Source organism: Cerasicoccus sp. TK19100 (genome assembly GCF_027257155.1).
Taxonomy (GTDB): domain Bacteria; phylum Verrucomicrobiota; class Verrucomicrobiia; order Opitutales; family Cerasicoccaceae; genus Cerasicoccus; species Cerasicoccus fimbriatus.
Genome location: NZ_JAPWDU010000001.1, coordinates 505,129 through 521,909 on the forward strand (window position 1 = coordinate 505,129; position 16,781 = coordinate 521,909).

A 16,781-nucleotide genomic window follows, 5' to 3' on the forward strand; every position below is an offset into this window, starting at 1 on the left:
GGTTTTTCTGTGAATAAAGGAACTACAACGTGACGCCATCCGTGCTCTACGTCAACGCCAGTGCTCACTTTTTGCCGATAGTTTTCCGACAATGATGCCGCCAACGCTAAATTGCAGCAGGCAATAAAGCAGCAGCGGCAGGAGCACAACGCCGGTATCCCACTCGTGATAGGCCATCAGGCTTTGCGCCATGGGGACCCCGGCAGCGACGGTTTTTTGCGTCGAGCAGAAGTAGGCGGCCAGCTTGTCCTGGCGAGAGAAGGGCATGGCCTTGAGCAGCAGGGCGCACAGTCCCCAGCCCACGACGGCCAACAGCACGACGCCGAGCACCGTGATTGCCAGCGCGAGCGGCGGCTGCTTTTCCCAGAATCGGTTGAGCACGGCCTTGGCGAATGAGAAGTAGATAATGCCGTAAATGATGAATGGACAGACCTTGCCCGGCACGTGCTTATAGCGGTCGATGAAGGCATGGGCGAAGGGCCGGATCGCCTGTCCAAGGATCAGCGGCAAAAGCAGTAACAAGAAGATCTTGAACAGCATTTCGCCGAGCGGAACGTCGGCCGAGCCGTTCTCCGTAGTGCCGGTGTACCACAAAAAAAATGCCGGCACAATGAAGATGCCGATCACGTTGGCCACCGACGTATTAAAGAGCGATACGATTAGCGACCCGCCGGACTTCGTGGTGTAAACGACCGAGGTTGAAATGGTGCACGGGAGAATGCCCAGGTAAAGCCAGCCAAAGGTTAACACCGGCCCAACGTAGCCTTGCAGCGGCATCGTGACCAACCACGCGAGCAGCGGCATCACCACGAAAATATAGAGCTGCGTGAAGAGGTGGACCTTCCATTGCTTGAGGCCGCGGCCCAGCTCTTCGGTTGGCAGGATCATTCCCTGAAGGAGGAAGATAATGAAGACGCCGATTTTGGTCGAGTATTGAGGGAACAGCCAACTGCCCTCGGCCGCGCCCTGTGGAAACAACGCTGCCAACAGGGCGGCGACAAACACGCCGACAACAAACTGATTGGACAGGACAAAGCGGACCATGCCGTAAGAATCACGATCCGCGCGGCGGAGTCACTTGCAAAATATACATCTCGTAGCAGGATGGTTTCTTTAAACAGGAAGATCGGGCCTTCGATAAACTCAGGCCAAGAAAGAACGGGAAGCGTTGAGGCAGAGTTTTTAATTCGTTTCCTAAGCTTCCCGTTCTTCCCGATCTTCCTGTTTAAAAAGACATCTACTCTTCCGTCTTGTCGCGCGTGATCAGGATGACGAGCATCACCCAGATGGTCAGGATCAGGTTTTGCAGCGGCACCTGTAGCTCAAGTGGAAAGCTGTAGATGATCGCGGCAGCGGGTATCCAGACGCCCCAGTTGGAGATCATCAGTGGCACACTGCGCGACCAGTAATTTTGTCGCGCCAGCGCGGCACGGGTTTCGTCGAGCCGGTAGTGGCAAGACTTCCACAGATAGCCCAGCACCATACTCGGAATCGCAAACACCGGGACGTAAATAAACTGATCCACGAGAACCTTGGGCAAGATACTTTGCCAAGTGGGGCCAACGCCAAAGAGCGCCGCCTGCATCTTATACAGAAGATAGACCTGCAGACCCATGTTACCCCAGAAGAGAATCTGGAAAACATAATCCCGGCCGCTGCTGCCTTCCTTTAAAAATAACTTGCGGAATACCAGCGGCAGCACGCCGCCGAAGAAGGCCGTGGACGGAATCGCAAAGCCCATCCCGAGCCGCGCCTGCAGCTCACCAACCCAGCCAAGCGCGTTGCGCACGGCATCTACCTGATAGTAGCCGACCACCAGCAGCACACCGCAGACGATTAAAATCGCCCCCGGAACCATGTTGGCCTTGGCAGCCTGGATGCCCTCCTGGATGGGATGAGTCTTCATTTTTGCCGCCCACGCTGGACGCACTTTCGCCAATGCGCAATCCCGCTTGCATCATAGTGCGTTTTCGACCAGCTTGTTCGCACATGACGTCCGCTAACCCAGTTTTTGCCTAATGCCGCTCCTCGACGTTAAAGATTTAAAGATCAGCTTCCACGGCCGCGACCGTGTTACCGAAGCCGTCAAGGGCATCAACTTTTCCCTCGAAGAAGGGCAGACGCTGGCCGTCGTCGGCGAAAGCGGCAGCGGTAAATCCGTGACCGCTATGTCACTCACGCGGCTTTTGCCGGACCCGCCCACGTGCCGCATCAGCGGGGAAATTCTTCTGCGCGGCCAGGACGTATTAAAAATGCCCAAACGCGCCTTGCGTTCGATTCGCGGCAAAGAGATCGCCTACATTTTCCAGGAGCCGTCGACTTCGCTGAATCCGGTGTTCACCGTCGGCTACCAGATTGCCGAGGCGATCAAGCTCCACGTGCCGGAGGAAAAAGACATCACCGGTCGCGTCATTGACTCGCTGAAAAAAGTCGGCATTCGCGACGCCGAGAAGCGCTACAAGGCCTACCCGCACGAGATGTCCGGCGGCATGCAGCAGCGCGTGATGATCGCCATGGCGCTGGCCTGCGAGCCCAAGATTCTCGTCGCTGACGAGCCCACTACCGCGCTCGACGTGACCATTCAGGCGCAGATCATCGAGCTGCTCAAGGAGCTGCGCGAAAAGTCGAACATGTCGATCATCCTCATCACGCACAACTTTGGCATCATCAAAGGATTTGCCGACCAAGTGCAGGTGATGTTCCGCGGCGAAGTTGTCGAACACGGCCCGACTGACAAGGTGCTCAACGACCCGCAGCACGCCTACACCAAGGCGCTCATTGCGTGCATCCCGCGTCCCGGCGCCAAGCAGCGCCGCCTGACGACCATTGACCACGCAGCCTTGGTTGAATAATTCTCAATTGTCATGTTTCGATTACCGATTTTCAATGATGACGATTCCGTTTGTAGAGCCTAACTGACCATTGAAAACTGACCTTCGATAATTGATAATTCCTTTTTCCCGCAATGTCCGAATCCACTGAGTCCAATACCGACGACACGCCACTGCTCGAAGTCCGCAACCTCAAGGTCTATTACCCGATCCATGGCGGGTTAATGCGGCGCGTGGTGGACCACGTGAAGGCTGTCGACGACGTGTCGTTTAAGATCAAGCAAGGCACCACCGTCGGGCTGGTGGGGGAGTCCGGTAGCGGTAAGACGACCATTGGCCGCAGCATCATCAAGCTTGCTCCGGTCACTGGCGGGCAGATTTTCTACAGCGGCGCAAACGTGTCACCAAAGACGACTTACCAGGAATCCGCGATCGGTGCCACCGCCCAACCGCTGGGCAACATGGTGGACATCGGGGGCATGACTCGGAGTCAGTTTTTCCCGTTTCGCAAGAAGATACAAATGATCTTCCAGGACCCGTTTAACTCGCTCAACCCACGCATGACGATTGAGCAGATTATTGCGGAGCCGCTGGACATCCATTTCCCCGAGTGGGACAAGGCCAAGAAAACGGCCCGCGTCATCGACCTGCTCGACAAAGTGAACTTGCCCGCCGACAGCCGTAGCCGCTATCCGCACGAGTTCTCCGGTGGCCAGCGTCAGCGTATCGGCATCGCCCGCGCCCTGGCTGTGGAGCCCGAGCTGATCCTGTGCGACGAACCGGTCAGCGCGCTTGATGTCTCGGTGCAGGCGCAAATCGTAAATCTGCTACAGGACCTCCAGGAGGAGCTTGGCCTGACGTATCTTTTCATCGCGCACGACTTGGCCGTCGTCGAACACATCAGCGACTACGTCCTCGTCATGAACCACGGCAAACTTGTCGAGCAGGCCAGTGCAGACGAAATCTACAACAACCCGCAGGACGACTATACTAAGAAACTCCTCGCCGCCGTGCCTACTTTGTAGCGCAGAGCCAACGTAGTCGTTACATCCTGCACCGGAGGGAAACGCTCCGTCGTTTCCACCCAATGGAACTGAATAGATCGTTGGCAAAAAAATGAAAAAGATGCTCATAAAAACCATCGCTTGGATAGCGGTGATTATCTTATTGCCATATGGCTGCTACAAATCGTTTCAAACTGAAATCGGAACCGCGGAAACAGCTGAGGCTGCTATTATTTCAGGACTCCCCACTAACGCGACAGAAATCCAGTACTATCTCCCTGGAGCTTTTGGACCCAATCGAGTATACGAGTTCAAAACAACGGAAGAGGAATTTATTAAGTGGGTTGAGCGTGAAAGGAGTAAGGATCCCAACGTAGGGGAAATTGAAGTAAGAGGATTTCGAATGCTTAGGTATTCGCCTTCGAAAGAAAGCTTAGATTGGGTTGTGATAGATAATGGCCTCTATTCCAGTTGGCATTACACCGACCAAGGGAAATACTTCGGTTTTGATCGCTCAACATTGAAGGCCTATTTCTGGTCACACACTCGATGACCCTAAATTGCGAACTGGTTGATGGTCTCAATCCCTGTGCGCGCACCGCGAACAGATTTGGCGGTTTGTTGGCATGGGGTGGAAACGATAGAACGGTTTCCCTCCGGCTTAAGCTGCCAACATAGCTCGTCCAGCAAATCTTTAATTTTTAATTTGCTCACTTTAATCTCCCTGGGCGAAGATTCTCGCAATGTCCGACAACGAATCCCAGACATCCAATTTTATCCGAGACATCGTCATCGCCGACCGCGAGGCGGGCAAGCATGACGGGCGTGTGCAGACGCGTTTTCCGCCGGAGCCCAATGGCTACCTGCACATCGGCCACAGCAAAAGCATCTGCCTGAACTTCGGCTTGGCGCGGGAGTTTGGCGGTAAGTGCAACTTGCGCTTCGACGACACCAACCCGGAAAAAGAGGAGACGGAATACGTCGAGTCGATCAAGGCCGACGTTCATTGGCTCGGCTTCCATTGGGCGCGTGAGTGCTATGCGTCAGACTACTTTCAACAGCTTTACGACTGGGCGGAGAAGCTGATCGGGGAGGGCAAGGCCTACGTCTGCGACCTCAATGCCGAGCAAACCCGCGAATACCGTGGTACGCTGACCGAGCCCGGTAAGCCTAGTCCGTTCCGTGAACGCTCTGTCGACGAAAACCTGGACCTCTTCCGCCGCATGCGCGCGGGCGAGTTCGAGGATGGTGCCCGCACTCTGCGCGCCAAGATCGACATGGCCAGCCCGAACCTCAACCTGCGCGACCCGGTGCTCTACCGCATCAAGCGGGCGCACCACCACCGGACCGGCGATGAGTGGCCGATCTACCCGAGCTACGACTACACCCACGGCCAAAGCGACTCGCTGGAAAAGGTCACCCACTCGGTTTGCACGTTGGAGTTCGAGACGCACCGCCCGCTATACGAGTGGTTTATCCAGGCGCTGGAAATTTTCCCGTCGCACCAGTATGAGTTCGCGCGTCTTAACCTGACCTACACCGTGATGAGCAAGCGCAAGCTGCTGCAACTCGTCAAGGAGGGCAAGGTGAGCGGTTGGGACGACCCGCGGATGCCGACCATTTCCGGGGCACGTCGCCGCGGTGTGCCGCCGTTGGCCTTCCGCCGCTTCTGCGAAATCATTGGTGTCACGAAGTTTAACAGCCTCACCGACATCGCCCTGCTGGAGCACACGATGCGTGACGTGCTCAACTCCCGCACCCCGCGCCGCATGGCCGTGCTCAACCCGCTCAAGGTGACGCTGACCAATTATCCCGAGGGCAAGGTGGAGATGGTCGAGGCCATTAACAACCCCGAGGACGAGTCCGCCGGCAGCCGCAAGATTCCCTTTGGCCGCACGCTTTACATCGACCACGATGACTTTCTGGAAGAGGCACCCAAGAAATTCTTCCGCCTCAAGGCGGGTGGGGAAGTGCGCCTGCGCAACAGCTACGTGATCAAGTGCGAAGAGGTCGTCAAGGACGAGTCCGGCGCGCCGATCGAGCTTAAGTGCACGGTCGATTTCAAGACGTTGGGCGCGAACCCGGAAGGCCGCAAGGTGAAGGGCGTGATCCACTGGGTCAGCGCCGCACATGCGGTCAAGGCTGAGGTGCGCCTCTACGACCGCTTGTTCACTGTGGAGCGCCCCGATGCCGACAAGGAGCGCGATTTTCTTGAGTTTCTTAACCCGGATTCCCTGCAGGTCATCGAGGCCATGGTGGAGCCGGAGTTGGCGATTGATGCCGCCCAGACGCTGGAGAAAATCAAGGCTGGCGCGAAGTTGCCATTACGCGATGAGCAAAGCCCGGATGAAGGCCCTATGCGCCCATACTACGCGAGTGATTTGCGCGTGCAGTTTGAGCGAGTCGGCTACTTCTGTCTGGATGCGGATTCCACGGCGCAGAAGCTGGTTTTCAATCGCACGGTGGCCCTGAAAGACTCCTGGGCGAAGCAGAAATAGCTGACCTGCATAGGCTTAGCGGGTGGGGGCGCATGGCCCTGTCATAATCTCCGGATTACTCACGAGTCACCGGCAGGTGAAGTCCCTGTTTTACATTTAATTGACGGTATTCGCGATTGCCGATTTTCGGTATTTGACCTATGTTTTACGGGTTATTTCGAGTTCGTAAACACCCCGTGTGTGCCGGGCTACAGGTAACTTTGTTCTAATACATTGAATATCATAGATTAATGGAAGCCACTTCGCTCACGCCCGCCATCGCACAGGCGCGAGTCCATCCTCGCCGTCGCCGTCCCCCTGGGACAAGTGCGCCGTTTGAGGTGGTCGAGAAGCCGGTGAGCAACACGTTTGGGGCACCTTTAGAGAAATCCGAGGTGCGCCGTCGATTCGTCGACATTTATCAGCAAGCGTCGCGCATCTCCAGTCGCGGTGAATAGGCGATGAATATCATACATTAAAACGAGGGGTCCGGCGGTTGCGTCGGGCCCCTTTTGTGTGTAAGGTATTGTGAAATTAACAGACAGAGAGAGCATGAAACCGAACTTAACCTACCTCGCGCCCATCGTTCTGGGCGGCGCGCTCCTTCTCTGGAGCATTTCCACCGCCGACACGAAAACCTCCGAAACCACCAAGACCGACTCCGCTGACATGAGTACACCCAACACCGAATACCAGCGCCCCAGCGATGAAGAGCTGCGCGAACGCCTTACGCCGATTCAGTTTCAAGTCGCCTGTAACGAAGGCACCGAGCCCGCTTTTCGCAACGCGTATTGGAATAACAAAAAGCCCGGCATCTATGTAGACATCATTTCCGGCAAGCCGCTCTTTTCTTCGACGGACAAGTTTGACTCCGGCACGGGTTGGCCCAGCTTCACCCAGCCGATCAACGAAGAGGAAATCGTCGAAAAGGTGGACAAATCGCACTTCATGACGCGCACGGAAGTCCGCTCCAAAACCGGTGACGCACACTTGGGCCACGTCTTTCCCGATGGCCCGGGGCCCGGCGGGCTGCGTTATTGCATTAACTCCGCCTCGCTGAAATTCATCCCGGTGGAAGACCTGGAAAAGGAAGGCTACGGGCAATACCTCGCACTGTTCGAGGACAAGCCCGCGAAGGAGTAACGTAAGTCGGTCACTTTAGTGGCCGACATATATCCTTTGGGTGCATGGTGCGCCATGCATGCGAATGGCTAAAGCCAACCGCCCGCTCAAAATCCAATCAGCGTCACGCCCTTTTGTTTGGCGCTGGCGAGTACATTTGCCTTGTCGAGCATGATGACGTTGTTCGCCTCCAAGGCGGCGGCTTTGATGCCGTGTTCGGCCATGGTTTCGAGCGTCTTCTCGCCAAAGACGGGGACGTCGAAACGATAGTCTTGCTTGGGCTTCACGGTCTTGATGAACAGGGTTTCCTTGGCACCGAAACTGCCGGCGCGCTGGAGCATGTCGTCAGTGCCTTCGAAGGCTTCGACGGCGACCACTGTGCCCCGGCTGACGACCACTCCCTGGCCCACGTCGAGGCGCGCCATCTCACGGCAAATGTGCACGCCGTGCTGGAGTGAGTCGGCGTCGGGCTGAAACTTGCCCGCGGTCATGACGCCGGTATCGGCCATTTGGTCGTCGAGGAAGGCGCGGGCATCGAGGAGCTGGCAGCCGATTTTGGCCATCTCTTCGGCCAGCGCACCAAAAATCGTCTCGGCGTTGCGCCGCTTGAGCTTTGCCAGCAACGTGACGGCCTTTAAGTCGGGGTGCAGGCCATCGAATAAACGCCTTGGCGTGATCTGCCCGACCATCATCGATGAGCGTGCGCCAAAGCGCTTGAGCGCCTTGAGCATGTGGCCGACTTGGCCGACTTTGATCATCGCGCGCTCGCTCTCGGCAAAGCTTTCGAAGAGGTCCAGCCGCGTCTCACCCTCGAAGGCAATGAGCCGCACGGGTACGCCGGCTTGGCGAAGCCGCTCGACCGTGAGCACCGGGTAAAGGCGCTGGCCAGCGATGACCGCCACCGGTTGGGCAGGGTCAAAATCGGCGGGCAGGAAACGGGAGAGCGACACTAGAGCTTCGTCGAGTTAAACGGTTTGCTGCTTTGAACCGAGGTCGGCAGCAGGCGGACGGGCAGGATCGCGCCGTCTTTCGTCTGGAAATACCAGCGGCGGCGCGCGGTGATGGCGTGGTCGCTCAGCGGCTGCCATTCCTGGATCAGCGCGTCGGTGATTGGGCGAATGCGGTTGCCGGGCTCCAGCACGTGCGCTTGCAGGCGGTAGCTTTGGTTGAGCAACTGATTCTCGCCGTGAATCGATACGCTGCCTCGTCCGTCGAGGATGGCAACTTCCTGCTCCACCGATTGCGAAATGACGACGGCTGCGCGGGCGTTGATCGAGGTGCTGATGCCGTCCTTGAGCTTAATCGTCAGCTCAGAGATCGGGTTCGGATCACGCTGGCTGACGGCGATTAGCCCTTCAAGCAGGGAGATTTTCAGCACCGAGCGGCTCGGCTCGAAGTCGAAGTCGTCCGGTCGTGAGTCGAACGGCGTTTGCTGGAATTCGTCGACAACCAGGCGCGTTCTTGGCGAAAGGTAAAGGCTCACGCCGTTGGAAAAAACAATTGCCGCAAAGCCGTTGGCCTCGGTGTTTATCTCCAAGCCCGTCGGCTCGAAAGCCTGCCCCATGGCGAGTGATTCGCCGCCTTTCGTCGCTTGGGCGTTGGCCAGGCTGTCGAGCACAGCCACCCCGTCCGCCGCGTGCAGGGACGCCGCGAAGAGCAGGGTGGCGAGAATGGCTTGGAATAGGCGCATGGCTTATTTAACGACCAGGTTGACGATGCGGCCCGGCACGTAAATTTCCTTCACGATGTTTTTGCCGTCGGTGTGCGACTTGACGGAGTCCAGCGCTTTGGCGGCAGCAATGGCGTCATCCTTGGCAATGTCCTTGGCTACTTCCAGGTTGCCGCGCAGCTTGCCGTTGACTTGGACCATCAGCTTCATCGTGTCCGAGACCAGCTTGGATTCGTCGTGCTTGGGCCAGGGCGCGTTGGCGATCGCGGGCTGCTCGCCGAGGCGTTCCCAGAGCTCTTCCGCGATGTGCGGTGCCAGCGGTGCCAGCAGTTGCAGGAAGGTCTTGGCCGAGGTAATGTTGAGCTTCTCGGCTTTGGCAAACTGGTTGATGCAGGTCATCATCTGCGAGATCGCGGTGTTGAAGCCAAGACTCTCGTAGTCACTGGTGACCTTTTTAATCGTGGCATGGAGCGCGCGCGCGGTATCGGCGTCGTCCTCGTCGTTGCCCAGCTTGGGCGCGGGTTCGCCGTCGTCGCCGATGAACGTGCGCCAGACCTTTTTCAAGAAACGGTCGATGCCCATGATGCCGTCGGTGTTCCAAGGCTTCATGGCTTCCAGCGGCCCGAGGAACATCAAATACAGGCGCATCGCGTCGGCACCGTGGTCGGCAATGACGACGTCCGGGTTGACCACGTTACCGCGGCTCTTGGACATTTTTTCGCCGTCTTCGCCCAGGATAATCCCTTGGTGGAACAGCTTCTTGAACGGCTCCTTCGTCTTGAGCACGCCGATGTCGTGCAGGAACAGGTGCCAGAAGCGTGCGTAAAGCAGGTGCAGCACGGCGTGTTCGGCGCCGCCCACGTAGAGGTCGGGCGTTTGCCAGTATTCCTCGACTTGCGGGTCGATGATGAAGTCCGGGTTCTGCGGGTCCATGTAGCGCAGGTAATACCAGCACGAGCCGGCCCATTGCGGCATGGTGTTGGTCTCGCGCTGAGCGGCTACCCAATCCTCACCGGGGCACTCGGTCAACTGCTCGATGCCGTCGACGATCTTTACGTGTGGTTCGGTTGCGCCAGTCTTCAAATTCAGCCACACGTTGACCCACTCACTGGACTTGGCCAGCGGGCTCTCGCCGGTGCCAGTGGGCTGGTAAGACTCCACCTCGGGCAGCGTCAACGGCAGGTAATGCGTGGGCACGGCTACGGCGTAAAGCGTCTCGCCTTCGATGACGCAGGTCACGGGGTCGAGAGGCAAGTCCGTCGTCAGTTCGCTCTTTTCGACGGACTTCAGCTTGGCGTAGTCCTGCTCAGTGAGCCACAGGATCGGGAAGGGCTCACCCCAATAACGCTGACGTGAGAACAACCAGTCGCGCAGCTTGTAGTTAACGGCTTCCTTGCCGGCTTGTTTGGCTTCCAGCTCGCCAATGATCTTGGCTTTGGCGTCGGCCACGTTGAGGCCGTTCAGGATCTCGGAATTAATGAGCTTGCCGTCGCCGGTATAGGCCTCGGTCAAGGAACCATCGCCATCCTTATTTTCGATGACCTGCACGATCTCCAGTCCGAACTCCTTCGCAAATTCGAAGTCGCGCTCGTCGTGCGCGGGGACGGCCATGATTGCGCCCGTGCCGTAGGTGATCAGCACGTAGTCGGCTACCCACACGGGGATTTTGTTGCCGTTCACTGGGTTGATCGCAAAGCCGCCCGTAAAGACGCCGGTCTTCTCCTTGGACAGCTCGGCGCGCTCCAGGTCGCTCTTGCTCTTGGCCTTTTCGACGTAGGCTTCGACGGCGTCGCGCTGTGCGTCGGTGGTGATTTTCGCCAGCAGCGGGTGCTCGGGCGCAACGACCATGTAGGTCGCGCCGAATAGGGTGTCCGGGCGGGTGGTGAAAACGCGCAGCTTCGCGTCGACGCCGTCCAGAGCAAAGTCGACCTCAGCGCCGGTGCTGCGGCCAATCCAGTTGGTCTGCAGGCGCTTGGTTGAGTCGGGCCAGTCAACGTCCTTCAAGCCGGCGAGCAGCTTGTCCGCATACTTGGTGATGCGCAGGACCCATTGGCGCAGCGGACGGCGCTCCACGGGGAAGCTGCCACGCTCGGAGCGCGGACCTTCGGGTGTGTTGAGGACTTCTTCGTTGGCCAGCACGGTGCCCAGCTCCGGGCAATACCACACGGGCTTTTCGTCGACGTAGGCCAGGCCATGCTTAAACAGCTGGGCGAAGATCCACTGCGTCCATTTGAAGTAAGTCGGGTCGGTGGTGTTTACTTCGCGGTCCCAATCGTAGGTCAGGCCGATCTGCTTCAGCTGACGCTTAAAGTTCTCAATGTTCTCCGCAGTGACCTCGGCGGGGGGGCGGCCGGTCTTGATCGCAAACTGCTCAGTGGGTAGGCCAAAGGCGTCCCAGCCCATCGGGTGCAGGACGTTGAAGCCCTGCGACTTTTTCAGCCGCTTGAGCGCGTCGGTGGCGGTGTAACCCTCGGGGTGGCCGATATGCAGGCCCGCGCCGGACGGGTAGGGAAACATGTCCAGTAGGTAATACTTGGGCGCGGCTTGGTCGCCAGCGGCCGGAGTCGGCGCGGCGAAGGTCTTGTTGTCGGCCCAGTAGTTTTGCCACTTGGGTTCGATTTCTGCTGGTTGGTAATCGGCGGTTTTCATCGAGTTGATGGGAAACCGACCGAGTTTGCCCCTTCCGGCGACGGCGTCAAGGGGGAGTTCGCTGGCAATGCTGCTAATTCTGACTCACTGCAAGTCTCGCAAAGAATGCTTCATCACTTTGGGCTATACTCTCAGCAATGTGGAATATGCCTCCTCCCAGAGCCTCAAGATGTACAGAAGAGGCGTCGGGACCGCTGACTCTCACAATCCCCATGTCAGGCCCTTGAGGTATGAAAGCGCTGACGGTCTCCCAAGGGCCTCTAAGTGAGTTGCTGACCTGAAGTTCGAAGTCATACGCGGTAGTGGCCTCGCTTAGGTTGAAATCAACAATCAATTTCCCAGCGCCAATGGTTGACGTTGGTTGAATGGTAAATCCGCTTGTGGAATCTGGCTCAAACAGGTTGGTCTCGAAGACATATTCTGAAAAATTGTTGCTTAGATCATGATCAACATTAGCCGAGGGTAGCAATTCGCTAGTCGGGTAGGCGTCACTTTCCTCCTGTAAGAACGCCCATTCCTCGTAGGGAGTCATCGGTCGCATAGTGGATTCCCAAGTTGTTTTTGCAAATGCACTAACCGGGAAATTTGGAATGGAGGCGGGATAGAGTATTAGTAGGTTTCCAGAGTTGTTTGCAAAAACTAACGATCCATTATGGTAGTTTATAAGTTTGGCAAAAATGACCCGTTCCAATTTGCTGCATCGATAAAATGCAGTCGAATTTACCTTCTCGACAGACTCTCCTATCGTGATCGTCATTAGGTTCTTGGCATAAGAGAATGCATAATCATCGATAGTGATTGTGCTGCTTGGTATTTTATATACTCCGCTTTTACCAGGTGGATACCTATGTAATGTTTCCAAGGATTTATCAAATAATACGCCATCCAAGCTCGCGTAATATGGATTTTCCGGGTCAACAGTAATACTAATTAACGAACTGCATGCATCGACAACATTTTCCTCAATTACCGTCAATTTAGGGATCTCGAGTCTTTGTAGGCTACTGCAACCGAAAAACGCACTGTTCTCAACCAGTTCTAAATTTTCGGGAAGCGAAATGTGGATGATGTCTTTGCAGCCGTAAAAAGCGTAATTACGAATCGTTTTTACCGACTCAGGAATGATGTATTCGCCAGACTTTGTAACCGGACAGGCTAACAATTCGGTTTGATCGGTATTAAAGAGAACATTATCGATGGCGGTGTAAAATGTATTGTCTGGATCAACCGTGATCTCCATCAAGTCATAATTGTGGCCAAATACCACTGTGTCTATGAAAGACACATTTTTTGGAATATGGATGCTCTTTAATTTTTCACATCCTACAAAAGCAACACCCCTGATTTGGGTGAGCGAATTGGGTAATGTGATGCTTTCTAGATTCGTGCATTCTATGAAAGTGTATGATCCAATTGTTGTCACCCCTTCGGGGATATCAATTGAAGACAAAAGCTTGCAGGAAGCAAATCCGCTGATTTCAGTGATGCCTTCAGGCAGGGTTATGCTGGTCAACTTTGCACAAGAACTGAATGCTGACCTTAAATCTGTGACGCCATGAGGAACATTATAATGCCCCTGACGATTTAGTGGATAACGAATGAGTTTGCTCAAAGATTTATTGAATAACACGCCATCGATACTGGCATAATTCGGGTTGTCAGGATGGACCGTTATTTGGTTTAGGCTATGACAGTTATTAAAAGGTGAGTCCGGTATGTTTGTTAGGTTTGGGCCAATGACTACCTCAGAGACTAAAGCGCAATCTGAAAAGGAATTATAATCAAAATTGGTGACTGATTCAGGTATCTCAAATGAACCCGATCTTGCATGCGGCAGCTTTATTAATTTTGTTTCATCTTTAGAATATACGACGCCGTTCACACTGCGCATTGAAGCGTTTGATGCACTAATATATATGTTTGCTATTTTGGGGCACTGAAAAAATGCTCGACTGCCGAGGCCAGAAAGCTTTTCACCAATGTAGACGTCTTCTAAATTCTCACAATAACTAGCAGCTGAGAATACTGATCCTGTGACATTATCTGGTATTACGAGTTCTGTAATTCCATTGCAGCCGTAGAATGCATTGCTCCCTATGTAAGTTATACTATCCGGGAGTATGAAATTTGATATCTGTGTGCATTTATAAAATGCATACAAGTCGATACTTTTGACCGGAAACCCTTCAATCATTTCTGGTATAATCACCTCTCCGGTAGCATCACGATTACAATGAGTGATGGTAACGCGGGAGTTCCTTATTTCATAATCTAGTACGATATTGGAATCGGGCACGGCATATTGCCCAGCGTGTGATAAAGCAGACCAGCCGATCGTGATTATAGCGAATAAGAGCAATAGCCTCATACAAACCTTATGATCGGACAATAATCAAAATCTCAAGCAAATTTATACGATGAGACATGAATATAACATAGTTTATGTGTGACTACTAATCGACAATCTCGGTTTCCAACGCCTTTAGTTCCCGCTTGAGTCGGCTGACTTTTTTGGAGCGATCGATGAAGATTAATACGCCCAGCGCCAAGAGAATGGTCCCCATGATGGTGCAGCCCCAGAGTGCGGCGGGGTTGACTGCCACCAATGCGAAAAACTGCGTGATCGCGCCCGCCGCCAAGAGCGGCAAAGAATAGAGGGTGATGCCGTCGCGCTCTTCCTTGAGCTGCTGTTCGATGAGGTTTTTTGCTGGCACGTCGTGCAGAGGGACCTCGTCCCGGCGGTGCGCCTTCTCCCGGGCGAGGAGGCGGCGTTGCTTCTCCAGCAAATGAAAATCTTCGGCCATGGTTGAAGCATAGCCATACATCGGGCTCGGGCAAATTAATTTATCAAGCGGTGTCGCCTGCTCAGACCGTGGTGCACAATGCAAAATCATGCTGGTAATACCAACGCATGTTGCATGGTCATGGGACGATTTTGTTGGTTAGCAAGGGTTTGGGGCACATGGCATGTGATTTGCGCCTAAGTATTCATTATGTATGGATACCTGTTTACACTTCTTGCGCTCGTGGTTGCTTTCGGTGCCATCGCGATGTTATTCGCGATGCGGAGAAAGGGAGCCAGACATGAGCGAAAACCCCGGCTGGATGAGCGTAAGGGCACTAGTCTGCGAGAACCAATTGCCGAGCAGCCGAATCTGAGCCAACACGGTCAAAGCCGCTAACCCCCAAAGGAATTGATTATGCCCAAACGCAAAACTATTGATTTTCGTAAAGTTGAACGCTGGTTGATGATATTTGCAGTCGTGATGATTGTGCCATTCATTGTGTTGGCGTTGTTCTATCCGGTAAAAGCCATTCCCCTGTATGGTAAGCAGGTCGGGATGGGGCTTTTTGCGCTGATGTTTTACTTCAGTCTGCGTTATGAACGCCGAAGGGAAAAAGAGCGGAGAGAGCGCCGTGAGCATACGCCGATTGCCAACAAGGACGGGGCGCGATCTTAGGATCAGCAGAGACACAAAAGGAACCTGTTACGCTCCGCCACTCGATATTGTAGCGGGCATGACATTTTCCTGACAAAGTCCTTACCGGGGGCTGACGACTTCCGACTGCGTTTACGCTAGAATGGGCGGCATGAACCCATTCCATAAACAACTTCTCGTGTCGGCAGCGCTGGTTGCCGGTATTTTTGTGGCACCGCTTTCGGGCAAAAGTCCGGTGGCCAAGCCCCAGACCTTGCCTGCGGACATCATCACCGTGGACGCCGCCCTGGACCGGCCCGTCGTTAATGCCAACCGCGATGAATCCGTCGTCGTGCAGATAAAAATCCGCCCGGACGAGATTATCAGCGACCGTGCGCGGCCCCCGGTCAACCTTTGCCTGGTGCTCGATAACTCGGGCTCGATGAACGGCGCGAAAATCCGCCAGGCGATCGCGGCGGCGCAGGAGGCGGTCAACCGGCTTGGCCCGCGCGACATGGTCTCCGTCATCACCTACAATAATTCGGCAAGCACGCTGGCTGAGGCCCAGTTTGCCGCCGCGAGCAACCGCGAGCGCATTCGCTCGGCACTCGCTGAAGTGCAGGCAGGCGGCGGCACGGCCATGTATGCGGGGCTCAACCGCGGGGCCTCCGAGCTGCGGCGTAAGCAGGACGAGGGCTACATCAACCGCATTGTGCTGCTCTCCGATGGTCAGGCCAACGAAGGCCCGAGCACGGTGGAGGACTTCCGCGCACTGGCCAGCGTGTTCGCACGGGAAGACATCGTGGTGAGCACGGTGGGCCTGGGCAACGGCTTCAATGAAGACGTCATGACTACGCTCGCGGACGCCGGGCAGGGGAACACCTATTTCGTGGAGAATGCCAAGGACCTGCCGCGTATCTTTGGCGCGGAGCTTGGGGAAACGCTGCGTGTTGCCGCGACGGATATCGAGATCATCATTAAGCCCAAGGACGGCGTGCGTATTAAAAAGAGCCTCGGCCGCGAAGCCGAAATCGGCGAAGACTTTGCGCGCTTCCGCCTGCCGCAGGTGTATGGCGGCCACGATAAGTTTGCGCTACTGGAGCTGGATGCGCCAGTTGGTGCCGACGGCGAGACCCGCGATCTGGTCGACGTGCAGGTGCGCTATGTCCCGGTGAACAGTGGAACCGTCCGCGAGCAGGCGCTGTCCGTGCCGATTCGCTACGCAGCCGCCGAAGAAGAGGTGCACACCGCAGCCAACAAGGACGTTAGCATGGATGTCATCGAAAACAAAATTGTCGAGGCAACCATTGCGGGCATTGAATACTCTGATGCCAACCAAAACCAGGTCGGTGCGGCGAATTATCGCCAGGTCCGCGAGGAGATCAACCTAACCTACGGCTACCTGGGTGACGACGCATTGGCTTCGGCCAACGCCAAGTTGGAGCAGGAGGCAAGCGTGCTGGATCGCGATGTCTATTCGTCCCGTGAGCGCCTGGCGAACCGCCGGTTTGAATACCAGAGCAAGTATCAGCAGCCGACCGTGGTCGACGAGAATGGCCAACCCCTCAGCTCCGGCAGCACGAATTAATTCAAGCAGCCCATGTTCTTTG

The 16,781-nt window shown here is 55.5% G+C and carries 15 protein-coding genes; 7 read left to right on the forward strand and 8 right to left on the reverse strand.

The window, feature by feature from the left end:
- Window positions 1-51 precede the first annotated feature (51 nt).
- On the reverse strand, window positions 52-1,044 hold the full coding sequence (locus tag O3S85_RS02080) for a bile acid:sodium symporter (RefSeq protein ID WP_269537468.1): 993 nt from the start codon (window positions 1,042-1,044) through the stop codon (window positions 52-54).
- A gap of 193 nt (window positions 1,045-1,237) precedes the next feature.
- Complete coding sequence (locus tag O3S85_RS02085; RefSeq protein ID WP_269537470.1) at window positions 1,238-1,906, reverse strand: Mpv17/PMP22 family protein; 669 nt, start codon at window positions 1,904-1,906, stop codon at window positions 1,238-1,240.
- 112 nt (window positions 1,907-2,018) lie between these two features.
- On the opposite strand from O3S85_RS02085, the gene O3S85_RS02090 reads away from it, so the two are divergent.
- From O3S85_RS02090 to O3S85_RS02100, 3 genes are all read left to right on the forward strand, one after another.
- Window positions 2,019-2,852, forward strand: coding sequence for an ABC transporter ATP-binding protein (locus tag O3S85_RS02090; protein ID WP_269537471.1), 834 nt, complete (start codon window positions 2,019-2,021; stop codon window positions 2,850-2,852).
- 113 nt (window positions 2,853-2,965) lie between these two features.
- Complete coding sequence (locus tag O3S85_RS02095; protein ID WP_269537473.1) at window positions 2,966-3,856, forward strand: ABC transporter ATP-binding protein; 891 nt, start codon at window positions 2,966-2,968, stop codon at window positions 3,854-3,856.
- Window positions 3,857-3,947: 91 nt separating this feature from the next.
- Complete coding sequence (locus tag O3S85_RS02100; protein WP_269537474.1) at window positions 3,948-4,388, forward strand: hypothetical protein; 441 nt, start codon at window positions 3,948-3,950, stop codon at window positions 4,386-4,388.
- A 2-nt stretch (window positions 4,389-4,390) separates the two neighbouring features.
- On the opposite strand, the gene O3S85_RS02105 is transcribed toward O3S85_RS02100, so the two are convergent.
- Entirely contained in the window at window positions 4,391-4,549 is a 159-nt protein-coding gene (locus O3S85_RS02105; RefSeq protein WP_269537475.1) for a hypothetical protein, read from the reverse strand.
- A 29-nt stretch (window positions 4,550-4,578) separates the two neighbouring features.
- Here O3S85_RS02105 and O3S85_RS02110 point away from each other — a divergent pair, with 29 nt between their 5' ends.
- Window positions 4,579-6,333 carry a glutamine--tRNA ligase/YqeY domain fusion protein gene (locus O3S85_RS02110; RefSeq protein ID WP_269537476.1) on the forward strand — a complete coding sequence of 585 codons (1,755 nt, stop codon included), beginning with the start codon at window positions 4,579-4,581 and terminating at the stop codon, window positions 6,331-6,333.
- Between the two features lie 531 nt (window positions 6,334-6,864).
- Window positions 6,865-7,455 (forward strand): peptide-methionine (R)-S-oxide reductase MsrB, encoded by a 591-nt coding sequence (gene msrB / locus O3S85_RS02115; RefSeq protein ID WP_269537477.1) that lies wholly within the window; start codon window positions 6,865-6,867, stop codon window positions 7,453-7,455.
- Window positions 7,456-7,541: 86 nt separating this feature from the next.
- Here msrB and O3S85_RS02120 read toward each other — a convergent pair whose 3' ends face one another.
- From O3S85_RS02120 to O3S85_RS02140, 5 genes are all read right to left on the reverse strand, one after another.
- The gene (locus O3S85_RS02120; RefSeq protein WP_269537478.1) at window positions 7,542-8,384 is read right to left on the reverse strand and encodes an LpxI family protein; all 843 of its coding nucleotides are present in this window, start codon (window positions 8,382-8,384) and stop codon (window positions 7,542-7,544) included.
- Window positions 8,384-9,124, reverse strand: coding sequence for a FecR family protein (locus tag O3S85_RS02125; RefSeq protein ID WP_269537479.1), 741 nt, complete (start codon window positions 9,122-9,124; stop codon window positions 8,384-8,386). The genes O3S85_RS02120 and O3S85_RS02125 overlap by 1 nt, the downstream gene beginning before the upstream one ends.
- Window positions 9,125-9,127: 3 nt before the next feature.
- Window positions 9,128-11,752: a leucine--tRNA ligase gene (gene leuS / locus O3S85_RS02130; protein WP_269537480.1), complete on the reverse strand. Its 2,625-nt coding sequence runs from the start codon at window positions 11,750-11,752 to the stop codon at window positions 9,128-9,130.
- 73 nt (window positions 11,753-11,825) lie between these two features.
- Complete coding sequence (locus O3S85_RS02135) at window positions 11,826-14,048, reverse strand: leucine-rich repeat domain-containing protein (RefSeq protein WP_269537481.1); 2,223 nt, start codon at window positions 14,046-14,048, stop codon at window positions 11,826-11,828.
- Between the two features lie 157 nt (window positions 14,049-14,205).
- Window positions 14,206-14,646, reverse strand: coding sequence for a hypothetical protein (locus O3S85_RS02140; protein ID WP_269537483.1), 441 nt, complete (start codon window positions 14,644-14,646; stop codon window positions 14,206-14,208).
- Between the two features lie 306 nt (window positions 14,647-14,952).
- Between O3S85_RS02140 and O3S85_RS02145 the strand changes: the two genes are divergently transcribed.
- Entirely contained in the window at window positions 14,953-15,213 is a 261-nt protein-coding gene (locus tag O3S85_RS02145) for a hypothetical protein (RefSeq protein ID WP_269537485.1), read from the forward strand.
- Between the two features lie 130 nt (window positions 15,214-15,343).
- A complete protein-coding gene (locus O3S85_RS02150; protein ID WP_269537487.1) occupies window positions 15,344-16,759 on the forward strand; it encodes a vWA domain-containing protein in 1,416 nt (471 codons plus the stop codon).
- Window positions 16,760-16,781: the final 22 nt, after the last annotated feature.

Excerpts from the sequence above, each read along its gene's own strand:
- O3S85_RS02080 (WP_269537468.1), bottom strand. The coding sequence starts at position 1,044 with ATGGTCCGCTTTGTCCTGTCCAATCAGTTTGTTGTCGGCGTGTTTGTC.
- O3S85_RS02085 (WP_269537470.1), bottom strand. The coding sequence starts at position 1,906 with ATGAAGACTCATCCCATCCAGGAGGGCATCCAGGCTGCCAAGGCCAAC.
- O3S85_RS02090 (WP_269537471.1), top strand. The coding sequence starts at position 2,019 with ATGCCGCTCCTCGACGTTAAAGATTTAAAGATCAGCTTCCACGGCCGC.
- O3S85_RS02095 (WP_269537473.1), top strand. The coding sequence starts at position 2,966 with ATGTCCGAATCCACTGAGTCCAATACCGACGACACGCCACTGCTCGAA.
- O3S85_RS02100 (WP_269537474.1), top strand. The coding sequence starts at position 3,948 with ATGAAAAAGATGCTCATAAAAACCATCGCTTGGATAGCGGTGATTATC.
- O3S85_RS02110 (WP_269537476.1), top strand. The coding sequence starts at position 4,579 with ATGTCCGACAACGAATCCCAGACATCCAATTTTATCCGAGACATCGTC.
- msrB (WP_269537477.1), top strand. The coding sequence starts at position 6,865 with ATGAAACCGAACTTAACCTACCTCGCGCCCATCGTTCTGGGCGGCGCG.
- O3S85_RS02125 (WP_269537479.1), bottom strand. The coding sequence starts at position 9,124 with ATGCGCCTATTCCAAGCCATTCTCGCCACCCTGCTCTTCGCGGCGTCC.
- leuS (WP_269537480.1), bottom strand. The coding sequence starts at position 11,752 with ATGAAAACCGCCGATTACCAACCAGCAGAAATCGAACCCAAGTGGCAA.
- O3S85_RS02140 (WP_269537483.1), bottom strand. The coding sequence starts at position 14,646 with ATGATTTTGCATTGTGCACCACGGTCTGAGCAGGCGACACCGCTTGAT.
- O3S85_RS02145 (WP_269537485.1), top strand. The coding sequence starts at position 14,953 with ATGCCCAAACGCAAAACTATTGATTTTCGTAAAGTTGAACGCTGGTTG.
- O3S85_RS02150 (WP_269537487.1), top strand. The coding sequence starts at position 15,344 with ATGAACCCATTCCATAAACAACTTCTCGTGTCGGCAGCGCTGGTTGCC.